This window comes from Burkholderia sp. Se-20378, from assembly GCF_017104665.1.
GTDB lineage: Bacteria > Pseudomonadota > Gammaproteobacteria > Burkholderiales > Burkholderiaceae > Burkholderia > Burkholderia lata.
In genome coordinates this window covers 1-10,476 of record NZ_JAAGPG010000290.1, presented here as the reverse complement: position 1 = coordinate 10,476, position 10,476 = coordinate 1, and the positions used below count along the sequence as shown (strand labels likewise).

The 10,476-nt window shown below is 67.5% G+C and carries 10 protein-coding genes and 1 pseudogene; 4 read left to right on the top strand and 7 right to left on the bottom strand.

Going from position 1 to position 10,476, the window contains the following annotated elements:
- The 3 genes and pseudogenes from G3N93_RS25455 to G3N93_RS25445 form a co-directional block, all read right to left on the bottom strand.
- Positions 1–326, bottom strand: a pseudogene (locus G3N93_RS25455) (lysylphosphatidylglycerol synthase domain-containing protein); the annotation flags it as partial.
- Positions 323–1,132: a 2OG-Fe(II) oxygenase gene (locus G3N93_RS25450; RefSeq protein WP_174935777.1), complete on the bottom strand. Its 810-nt coding sequence runs from the start codon at positions 1,130–1,132 to the stop codon at positions 323–325. The gene G3N93_RS25450 and the pseudogene G3N93_RS25455, both read right to left, overlap by 4 nt.
- Positions 1,129–1,809, bottom strand: coding sequence for a CDP-alcohol phosphatidyltransferase family protein (locus G3N93_RS25445; RefSeq protein WP_206134207.1), 681 nt, complete (start codon positions 1,807–1,809; stop codon positions 1,129–1,131). The genes G3N93_RS25450 and G3N93_RS25445 overlap by 4 nt, the downstream gene beginning before the upstream one ends.
- Before the next feature lie 653 nt (positions 1,810–2,462).
- Here G3N93_RS25445 and G3N93_RS25440 point away from each other — a divergent pair.
- Positions 2,463–3,977 carry an acetyl-CoA hydrolase/transferase family protein gene (locus G3N93_RS25440; protein WP_089474649.1) on the top strand — a complete coding sequence of 505 codons (1,515 nt, stop codon included), beginning with the start codon at positions 2,463–2,465 and terminating at the stop codon, positions 3,975–3,977.
- A 34-nt stretch (positions 3,978–4,011) separates the two neighbouring features.
- Here the strand turns inward: G3N93_RS25440 and G3N93_RS25435 are convergent, their stop codons facing one another.
- A complete protein-coding gene (locus tag G3N93_RS25435; RefSeq protein WP_174930357.1) occupies positions 4,012–5,541 on the bottom strand; it encodes a DHA2 family efflux MFS transporter permease subunit in 1,530 nt (509 codons plus the stop codon).
- 134 nt (positions 5,542–5,675) lie between these two features.
- On the opposite strand from G3N93_RS25435, the gene G3N93_RS25430 reads away from it, so the two are divergent.
- On the top strand, positions 5,676–6,116 hold the full coding sequence (locus tag G3N93_RS25430) for a MarR family winged helix-turn-helix transcriptional regulator (protein WP_174935771.1): 441 nt from the start codon (positions 5,676–5,678) through the stop codon (positions 6,114–6,116).
- Positions 6,117–6,372: 256 nt separating this feature from the next.
- Here the strand turns inward: G3N93_RS25430 and G3N93_RS25425 are convergent, their stop codons facing one another.
- Positions 6,373–6,870, bottom strand: coding sequence for a DUF2938 domain-containing protein (locus tag G3N93_RS25425; RefSeq protein ID WP_174935770.1), 498 nt, complete (start codon positions 6,868–6,870; stop codon positions 6,373–6,375).
- A 140-nt stretch (positions 6,871–7,010) separates the two neighbouring features.
- Between G3N93_RS25425 and G3N93_RS25420 the strand changes: the two genes are divergently transcribed.
- On the top strand, positions 7,011–7,436 hold the full coding sequence (locus G3N93_RS25420; protein ID WP_174935768.1) for a helix-turn-helix domain-containing protein: 426 nt from the start codon (positions 7,011–7,013) through the stop codon (positions 7,434–7,436).
- 278 nt (positions 7,437–7,714) lie between these two features.
- The gene (locus G3N93_RS25415; RefSeq protein WP_206134206.1) at positions 7,715–8,329 is read left to right on the top strand and encodes a hypothetical protein; all 615 of its coding nucleotides are present in this window, start codon (positions 7,715–7,717) and stop codon (positions 8,327–8,329) included.
- 1 nt (position 8,330) lies between these two features.
- Here the strand turns inward: G3N93_RS25415 and G3N93_RS25410 are convergent, their stop codons facing one another.
- The gene (locus G3N93_RS25410; protein WP_174935764.1) at positions 8,331–9,233 is read right to left on the bottom strand and encodes a helix-hairpin-helix domain-containing protein; all 903 of its coding nucleotides are present in this window, start codon (positions 9,231–9,233) and stop codon (positions 8,331–8,333) included.
- Positions 9,234–9,414: 181 nt separating this feature from the next.
- Positions 9,415–10,476, bottom strand: a 1,062-nt coding sequence (locus tag G3N93_RS25405; RefSeq protein ID WP_206134205.1) for an RNA polymerase sigma factor RpoD/SigA, incomplete at its 5' end; no start/stop codon positions are given.

Genomic DNA, 10,476 nt, shown 5'->3' with positions numbered 1-10,476 from the left:
ATCCGCGTGCCGCGCTGCGCGAGGTGGCGCACCATCAGCACGGGGCCGCCGATCTGCCCGGCGGGCAGCAGGCTGTTCACCGATTCGCCGACCCAGCGCGCGCGCAGCGCGTTGCCGAGCTCGGCACCCGGCTGGCCGGGACGGAACATCACGGAGATCGCCACCGCGTCGATCACGAGCGGCACGACATGGAACGCCGCGACGAGCGCGAGCCCCCAGCCGGCCGCGAGGAACGCGGACGCGACCGCGCCGACGCCCTGCCAGGCAAGGAGTGCAACGAAGAGTGCGGTCCCGAGGGACAGCAGGATGAGGCCGGCGCGCGTCATGACCCGGTCGTGCGTCGCGTGGCCAGTTGCTTGAACACCTGGCGGAAACCGAAATACGCGATCGCGTCCTTCATGTTCGAGATGAAGCGCTTCCACGGCCGCATGCCGGGGTTCGTCACGTATTCGAAGGTGAGCGACACGCGCATCTCGTTCTGGCCGAGCGGCGTGATGCGGTGGCGCAGCTTGTCACCGTCGAACAGCACGATGCCGCCGTCGGCGATCTGGACGGAGCCCGGTTCGTCGGCCACGTCCGGATTGCGCGTGTGCAGCTCGTAGTCGAGCCGGCACGACGATTCGTCGATCACGCCGATCAGCAGCGTGTAGCGGCGGCCGTCGTAGTACGACGTGTCGTAGTGCCAGCCGATGTGGTCGCCGGGCTTGGTGTAGTAATACAGCGCGTATGCGTGCGGATCGTCTTCCGGCGACAGCATCAGCTTGTCGCCCGTGACCTTCTCGAGGAAGGAGATGAGAGCCTTCGAGCGATACAGTTCGGCGATGTACGGCGCCTGCTCGTCGATCGCATGACGGCTCACGCTGCCGCCCTGCTTGTGGCCGGGCAGGTAATTGCGGTTCAGGCCGGCCTGCATCGCGCGCGCGGCGTCGGCCAGCTTCGCATGTGCGTCGGCCGGCAGGAAGGCGTCGAGGTACAGGAACGAGCCCTGGCGCGTGTAGTCGCCGCGCAGGCGGTCGAGGTCGAGCGTGCCGACGGAGTCGGCCACGGTGCGATCGGGGTCGGCTGCGGCCGCGCGCACGGGCGCGGGGCGTGCCGGGCTCAGCACGGAGTCGTCGCGCGTGCTAGGAGTCATTTGGAAGCCTGGATTTCAGTTGAATTCTGCGAAACATGGCCGCGCCGGACAATGCGCCACCAGTCGAACACGACCCACGCGGCGAACAGCGGGGCGCCGATCGACGCCGCGAGCAGGAACGGCTCGACGCCGTCGAACAGCGTCACGAGCGGCAGCAGGTAGAGCACGTCTTCGGTTTCGAAGCCGCCGGCGAATGCCTGCTTGGTGCCGACCTTGCCGGCGAACGATTCGATCCGCATGCGCAGGAAGAAGATCAGCGCCACGGCGGCGCCGGCCACCGCGCCGAGCAGCACCGGCGACGCGGCCATCTGGCCGCCCTGGTTGACGATGCCGACGCCCATGCTGACGAACAGCGCGACTGTGACGAGCGCGTCGGCCGCGAGGTCGTAAAAATGACCGATCTTGCTGGATTTGCCGCTGATGCGCGCGAGCTCGCCATCGGTGTGGTCGACGAAGTTCGACAGCACGATCAGGAACGCGCCTGCATTGCTCCAGCCGAAGCCGCCGTGCGCGAGGCACCAGGCGCCGGCGAGGCCGATCAGCAGACGAACGGTTGTGAGGTGATTCGGGGTGACGGGCGTGTCGACGAGCGGTCGGACAAGCGAGCGCGCGAGCCGCGCATCCCAGGTGCGTGGCAGGGGCGGTTCGGAACGTGTGGCGGTTTTTCTTTGGTCCATCGGCGAAATATATACGGAATTGTAATTTGTTGCTTTTTATTCGATCAATGTCCTGACATGAGGGAGTGTTACCGCGTCTTGCAGCGATCGGCCGGCCAAAAAGCGCATGCGCTAAAGGGCGACCGAGCGGGGCGGCGGGATCCGTATTCCAGTGTGGTTCGCGTCGCGCCGCTGTCAAGGGCGGACGGGCCTCACAGGCCGGTGTGGTGGTGCTTTTCGCACTTTCCGGCGAGCGTCGCGCGGCGCGTGCGAGCTTGACGTGTGTCAGGTCGGGACAAGCCGCATCGGGTGACAATTGGCCGCGCCGGACGGGTGTCGGGAATTGCCGATCAACAGGCAATAAATTCCAGTTGAAATCCGTCGATTGATGCGCGCGGGTTGGCGATCGCCGGCCGGTTTTTCGGTTCAAGGCTTTCGTGCACCTTTCGCGTGCATCCGCTTTAAACGGAGCGCCTGTCACAGAACGGTCGTTCGATACCCGGCAAATCCGGCAAGGATCTTTTTCATTTAGCGGACATTTCGCGGCAATGGCCTCTGCGATACTCCGACCGTGCCTGTGGTGCCGGCCGCCCCTCGCGGCCCCAAGGGCTTCATGTCGCTCCGGAGACACCCCCCGCGACGTCAACGACAGACCAAAGCGTCAGAAACCAGCCATGTCTTCATCACGCATCCTCGCTCCCGCCCTGCGTTCGCTCGTCCGCACCGCCGACGAAGCCGCCGCGCTGATCCGTCCCGGCATGACCGTCGCCATGAGCGGCTTCACCGGCTCGGGCTATCCGAAGGCCGTACCGGCCGCGCTTGCCGCCCACATCGACGCGGCGCACACGCGCGGCGAGGACTTCCGGATCAACGTGCTGACGGGCGCATCGACCGCGCCGGAACTCGACGGCGCGCTCGCCCGCACCAACGGCATCTCGATGCGCCTGCCGTACCAGTCCGACCCGACGTTGCGCGACAAGATCAACGGCGGCGAAGTCGACTACCAGGACGTCCACCTGAGCCACGTCGCGCAGTACGCATGGTTCGGGCTGTACGGCGATCTCGATGTCGCGATCGTCGAAGTCGCGGGCATCCGCGAGGACGGCCTGCTGATTCCGTCCGCGTCGATCGGCAACAACAAGACCTGGCTCGAACGCGCGAAGCACGTGATCCTCGAGGTCAACTCGCGCCAGCCGCTCGGCCTCGACGGGATGCACGACGTCTATTACGGCACCGCGCTGCCGCCGCACCGCAAGCCGATTCCGCTGACGAAGAGCGACGACCGGATCGGCGAGCCGTACCTGCGCTGCCCGGCCGACAAGATCGTCGCGATCGTCGAGACCGACGCGCCGGATCGCAGCAATGCGTTCTCCGCGCCGGACGCGACGTCGAAGCAGATCGCGCTGCAACTGATCGACTTCCTGCGCCATGAAGTGAAGCGCGGCCGCCTGCCGGAAAACCTGCTGCCGCTGCAGTCGGGGGTCGGCAACATCACGAACGCGGTGCTCGCGGAGCTCAGCTCGGCAGGCTTCTCGAACCTGACCGCGTACACCGAAGTGATCCAGGACGGCATGCTCGACCTGCTGCAGGACGGCACGTTGAGCTTCGCGTCGGCCACCGCGCTGTCGCTGAGCCCGGCCGCCGTGCAGCGCTTCGCCGACGAAATCGCGACGTTCCGCGAAAAGATCGTGCTGCGCCCGCAGGAGATCAGCAACCATCCGGAGCTCGTGCGCCGGCTCGGCTGCATCGCGATGAACGGGATGATCGAGGCCGACATCTACGGCAACGTGAACTCGACGCACGTGATGGGCACGAAGATCCAGAACGGCATCGGCGGTTCGGGCGACTTCGCGCGCAACGGCTACCTGTCGTGCTTCATGTCGGCGAGTACCGCGAAGGGCGGTGCGATCTCGCGGATCGTGCCGATGGCGAGCCACGTCGACCATACCGAACACGATGTCGCGGTAGTCGTCACCGAGCAGGGCCTTGCCGACCTGCGCGGCCTGTCGCCGAAGCAGCGTGCCCGCAAGGTCATCGCGACCTGCGCGCATCCCGACTACCGGCCGATGCTCGAGGATTACTTCGAGCGCGCGTCGCGCGACAGCTTCGGCAAGCACACGCCGCACCTGCTCGCCGAGGCGCTGTCGTGGCACGAGCGCTACGTGCGCACGGGCACGATGAAGGCCTGACGCGGGCGAAGCGGGCGCGCGCCGCGTGCGCCCGTCAATCCATCGCCGCGTGCGCGATATCCACGCTCGCCGCTTTCTGCGGCGGGCGGATCAGCAGCAACAGCGGAATCATCAGCAGCGTCGCGACGAACATCAGCTTGAAGTCGTTCAGGTACGCGATCATCGACGCCTGCTGGTTGATCGTGCGGTCGAGCAGCGCGATGTCGAGGCGGCTGCCGGCGATCGCCTGCACGGCCGGGTTGAACGGCGTGATGTGGGTCGCGAGGTCGGCGTGCGCGACCTGCGTGTTGCGCGTCATCAGCGTCTGCACGATCGAGATGCCGATACTGCTGCCGATGTTGCGCATCAGGCTGTAGGTGGCCGTGCCGTCCGCACGCAGGTCGGGCGGCAGCGTCGAGAACGACAGCGCGCTCAGCGGCACGAACACGAGCCCCAGCCCGAAGCCCTGCACCACGCCGGGCCACACGATGTCCGCTTCGGACAGCACGACCGTGTACTGCATCATCTGCCATAGCGCGAGCGCGGAAATCGACAGTCCCGCGAGCAGCAGCATTCGCGCATCCACGTATTTCAGCAGCCTGCCGACGAACAGCATCGCGATCATCGTGCCGGCGCCGCTTGGCGCGGTGACGAGGCCCGTCGTCGCGACCGGGTAGCCCATCAGGTTCTGCAGCATCGGCGGCAGCAGCGCGCGCGTCGCGTACAGCACCGCGCCGACCACGAAGATGAACAGCGTACCGGTGGCGAAGTTCGGGTCGCGCAGCAGTTCCGACTTGAAGAACGACGCCTTGCCGACGGTCGCCGTATGCACGAGGAAGAATGCGAAGCTGAGTGCCGCGACGATCGCCTCGATGCGGATCTCGTACGAGCCGAACCAGTCGAGCTGTTCGCCGCGGTCGAGCATCGCCTGGAACGCGCCGATCGCGAGCGCCAGCGTCGCGAAGCCGAACGCGTCGAACTTCACGTGCGGGCGCGGCGCGCGCGCGGGCAGGAAGGTCATCACGCCGGCGAGCGCGAACGCGCCGATCGGCACGTTGATGAAGAACACCCAGCGCCAGTTGTAGCTGTCGGTGAGCCAGCCGCCGAGCGTCGGGCCGAGGATCGGGCCGACCATCACGCCCATCCCCCAGATCGCCATCGCCTGGCCTTGTTTCTCGCGCGGATTGATGTCGAGCAGGATCGACTGCGACAGCGGCACCAGCGCGGCGCCGAACACGCCCTGCAGCAGGCGGGCGCCGACGATCTGCACGAGTGTCTCGGACAGCCCGCACAGCGCCGACGCGACCGTGAAGCCCGCGATCGACACGATCAGCAGCCGTTTCACGCTGAGCCGGTCGGACAGCCAGCCGGTGAGCGGGGTCGCGATCGCCGCGGCGACGATATAGGAGGTCAACACCCACGTGATCTCGTCCTGCGACGCGGACAGCGTGCCCTGCATGTGCGGCAGCGCGACGTTCGCGATCGTGCTGTCGAGGGTCTGGATCAGCGTGGCGAGCATGATCGACAGGGTCAGCATCGGCCGGTTCAGTGCGGGCGAGGCGGGGGCGTCGGCGGCGGGGTTCAAGCGGGTGTCTCCACGGGGCGGTCGCCGTGGGCGGCGATCCGGTATGGCAGGAATTATAAGCACGCTTATTATATATCCGCTTATCGCCACGCCGCGAGCCGAGGCCGTTTCAGGCTTGACCCTATAATTCGCGGATGGACAAGACTTACGAGAACCGGATCGGCTATCTGATCGCCGACGTCGCCCGCCTGAACGGACGCCTGTTCGACCGGCGTGCGAAGCGCATCGGGCTGACACGGGCGCAAAGCCGCGTGCTCGCGTACCTGACGTGGAAGGGCGAGATGAATCAGGCGCGGCTCGCCGAATGGCTCGAGATCACGCCGATCTCGCTCACGCGGCTGCTCGACCGGATGGAAAGCTATGGCTGGATCGAGCGCATCACGAATGACGACGATCGCCGCGCATTCGTGATCCGGCTGACCGACAAGTCGCGCGAGATCTTTCCGCAGATGCTCGAAGTGGGGGACACGGTCGCCGACGACGGGCTGCGCGGCTTCACGCCCGACGAACGCGATACGCTGGTGCGGCTGCTCGGGCGCGTGCGCCACAACCTGATCGACTGCGGTGGAGAGTGATGCGGGCCGCCACATGGGCGGGCCGGATGAACGACTTGAAAACACCGGGTGGCAGCGCGTGGGCACGCCGCGTTTGCCCGCATGCCGGCAGGCGGCGTTGTCATTGCCGTTGCGCCGGTGCCGATGCCCGACGTGACCTTCGTCCGGCGGGCACCGGACGATGCGCCCGTCACGCTCGACGAAGCGCGTGCGTGCGCGTCGACGTCGGCTCGGTTGAGTCGACGCTACCTGTTGCGATCTCGGCGAGTCGATGTGCTCAACGGGCCAGCGCCGCGAGCGTGAACGCCGCCAGATAAAGCCCCACACCGTAGGACAGATGCGTGATGAGACTGCGCCGGCGCGCGACGCCCGGGTGCGGCGTGCGTGATGCGGCGATGCCGAAGCCGAACGCGGGCTGCATCACGAAGAACGGTGCGACGACGCTGGCGAGACCGGCGACGAGCGCGGGGAGCGGAGTCGGCGTGCCGATCCATTCCGTGCCCGCGATCGCGACGGGCAGTGCCGCGAACGCGATGCCGATCGCGTAATGCGCAATCCAGCCGAGCGGGCGTTCGCCCGGCACGGGCGCCGCGGCGCCGATCGACACATGCCGGAACCGGCCTTGCATCATGTGACCGATCCAGCGGCCGACCAGCGCATAGTCGAGCGACGGAATGCCGAATGCGCGCCGCCGGAACAGCGTCCACAGATCCATCACGAGCGTGGCGCCCGCGCCGATCAGCAACAGGTTGAGCAGGACGTCGGGCGCGCTCATCGCGCCCCTCCGCGGAGAAGGGAAAGGGCTGCGCAGTGCAGTGGCATACAGCGTGGTTTCAGCGGTTTCATGGCAGTCCGGGCTTGTCTTCATGGAGTCGAGCGACTATCTTGCAACTTCAAGTTCACTTGAGGTCAAGCATGAGCCGGCTGGACATTGCAGATGTGGCGCGACGCTCGGGATTGCCCGCGTCGACGCTGCGCTACTACGAGGAAAAGGGGCTGATCGTCCCGACCGGTCGCCACGGGTTGCGGCGGCAATACGACGAGTCGGTGCTGGAGCGCCTGGCGCTGATCGCACTGGGCCGAGAGGCCGGCTTTTCGCTCGACGACATCCTCGCGATGGTCGGCACGGACGGCCTGCCTGCGATCGATCGCGCGAAGCTCGACGGCAAGGCCGACGAACTCGACCGTACGATCCGCCGTCTCGGCGCCGTGCGCGATGCGTTGCGGCATGCGGCCGTGTGCCCGGCAGCGAACCATCTGGAATGCCCGTCGTTCCAGAAGCTGCTGCGCATCGCCGCGCATCGCCATCCGGCGCGCCGCACGAAGACGGAAGGCGCGTAGGCGGCGAGCGTGCATCGGCGGGCTGGCGTGGCGGCCCGATGGCAGGGTGGTGCGCCGAGGCATGCGGTGCCAGACATCGCAAACAGGAACAACGGGGTTGCAGCGTGTGGATTTTGCTTGTGTTACCTGCCGCATTTGCGGCATCGAGGGTCGCGCCGCATTACGGGATGCTCGCGGGGCTCGCGACGGTGGCCGTCGTGATGGTGACGCCGCAAGTGCTGCTGGCGTTGGGGATCGATTGGGTGACACGGCGGCGCGGGGGCGTTGAACCGTCTGTCATGACCGCACCGCCTGCACCGATCGACAGTCTGGAGGACGAACCGGCTGACGAGCCCGACGACCTACCCGATGTGCCGTGTCGATACGGCGAGCAGGCACGATTCAAACAGCTGGTGCTGATCGCCGACGCCGTGCGGTCCGAAGTCACGCGCAGTTTCTACGACAAGGCGAAGCAGACGATCGAAGCGTACGTGGATGTCGAGACGGGGCGTGACGGTTCGGGAGCGGCGATGGTGTCGGCGGCCGAGCTGGCCCCGGAAGACGGCCCGACCGTCGCGCTGCCGGACGAAATGCTGACCGTGTTCGTGTCGAACGACGGCGCGTGGTCGGGGTTCCGCGTCGGTGACGACACCATCCGGTTCCGCCACGGCGCAATCACGAGAATGCAGCTCACGCAGGTAATTCCGGTTCGCTGGAAGGGTGGCTACATGGTGACGTTCTGGTTCGACGTACCGAAACGGAACAGTAAAGACGATTGCGGGCCGTATTCGAACTGGTTCTATCTTGCGGCGGACTATTCTGGCCGCCGCACACGCACGCTCATCCATGCATGTCGCGAGATCGCATCGGTGCTCGGCGTGCCGTTCGACGTCGACGAAACCGGCGACGACTGATTCACCCCGCGTAATACACGCGACATTCCTGCTCGCGCCCGCGCACGATGCGCTTGCCGATAAGCGAGCCGTACGTTTCGGTGAAGACGGTGCGCTGGTGCTCGCATTGCAGGGCGTCGTAGAAATAGAGCGACACCCAGTCGGTCGGGCGGGACGCCTCCGGCGTGCGCATCGCGGCATGCAGGCACAGCGCGGTGAAATGCCAGCCGCCCTTGGTCATGTGCATCACGGGCAGCGGCACGTAGCCGTCCGCGTTCGGGCGCCGATGCGCGGTGACGCGTTGCACAACGCCAGGCGTCGGCAACACGCCGGCGGCGGCCTTGTTGCGGTACAGGCGGTCGATGTAGAGCAGCAGTTCGACGGGCGGCTCCGTGCCGGGGCCGGCGTCCTGCACGTGGCCCTGCCAGCGCCGGCGGCGGCTCAGCACGTCGTCGAGCGCGGTGCGGATGCCGGCCGCGCGCCGCGGGCCGACGCCCGAGATCGTCTCGAGCTGGCCGTTGCGGGCTGCGCGTTCAAGCTCCTCGAGCGTATCGATGTGCAGCAGGTCGTGAATGCGCAGCGCGAGTGCGTGGCCGATGCCCGGCACCGCTTCGAACGCGGAGGTGCGTTCGGCGTCGCCGCACAGCCGGTCGAGCTGGCGCCAGCGCCCCGTCACCAGCAGTTCGGCAATCGCCTGGGCGACGCCCGTGCCGATCTCGGGCAGCATCCCGAGCGCATCGACGCCGCCGGACTCGAACAGCACGCGGATGTCGAGGTCGAGCGCATCGACCGTCTCGGCCGACGCGCGATACGCGGCGACTCGGTACGGATTCGCGCCCTGGTCAGCCAGCCGCTGCGCCGCCTCGCGCAGGCAGGTCGCGATATGCCGGTTTTCCTCGTACGTTTGGCTGGCGGTCGTCTGCATGGCGAGGGACCCGGGGAAGCACAAACGGAATGGACACGGCGAACGATGCGCCGGTCGGCTTTTCATCATTGTCGCGACACGCGATGAAGAAAACTTGACGCACGTCAATGGCAAACGTAGCACAGGTTCGAAGCGCACGGTCGTGCCGGAAGGTGGCACGACCGTGCGTCGCGTGACGCGATCACGCGTCGAGGAACGACTGCGCGTTCTCGGCTTCGGCGGCCGTGCGCAAGGCGGCGAGCGCCCGTTTCTCGATCTGCCGCACGCGTTCGCGCGACATGCCCGCGTCCTGCGCGATCGCGTCGTAGGTATCGGGCTCGGTGCCGCCGAGGCCGAACCGGCGGCGCAGCACGTCGGCCTCGGCCGGCGTGACCGACCGGAGCAGCGACCTCACGCACTCGCGCATGCGCGTGTCGGCCAGTTGCTCGAACGGGCTGGCCGATGCCTGGTCCTCGATCAGTTCCACGAGGCCGGTGTCCGCGTCGGGCAGCGGCGCGTCGAGCGACACGGGCTCGGCAGGCAGCGCGAGCACCGCGCGCAGTTTGTCCTCGGCGAGGCCGGTTTCGGCCGCGAGTTCGGCCGGCGTCGCCCGGCGGCCCGTGCGCTGGCGAAAACGCAGCGCATGCCGCTGCACACGCTGGTACTGGTCGCCGACGTGCACGGGCACGCGGATCGTGCGTGCGCGATCCGCGACCGCGCGCGTGATCGCCTGGCGGATCCACCAGGTCGCATAGGTCGAGAACTTGAACCCGCGCCGGTATTCGAATTTCTCGATCGCGCGCATCAGGCCGAGGCTGCCGTCCTGCACGAGATCGGGCAGGTCGACGCCGCGGTTCATGTACTTGCGCGCGATCGACAGCACGAGCCGCAGGTTCGCCTCGAGCATCGCGCGCGTGGCGTCGCGCACTTTCTGCTGGCCGTCGGAAAGCGCAGCGGCGAGTGCCCGCCGCGCGACCGTGTCGAAGCAGGCGGCTTCGCCGGCTGCGCTGCCATGCGGTGCGGACGCGAGCGTGCGCACGACGCCGCTGGCGTCGTCGACGGCCGGTGCGACCCACGCGATCGAGCCGAGCACGGTGGCGACGTGGTTGCGCGCGTCGCGGTCTTCGGTCGAACGGCAGCCATGCGCATGCACCGCGCCGCGCAAGGCCTCGCCAGCCGCCTGCAGCCCGTCGTAGCTGGCCGGCGCGCGCGTGCGGTCGGCTGCGTCATCGTCCCACCCGGCAGCGCCGCTCGCCGCCGGGGC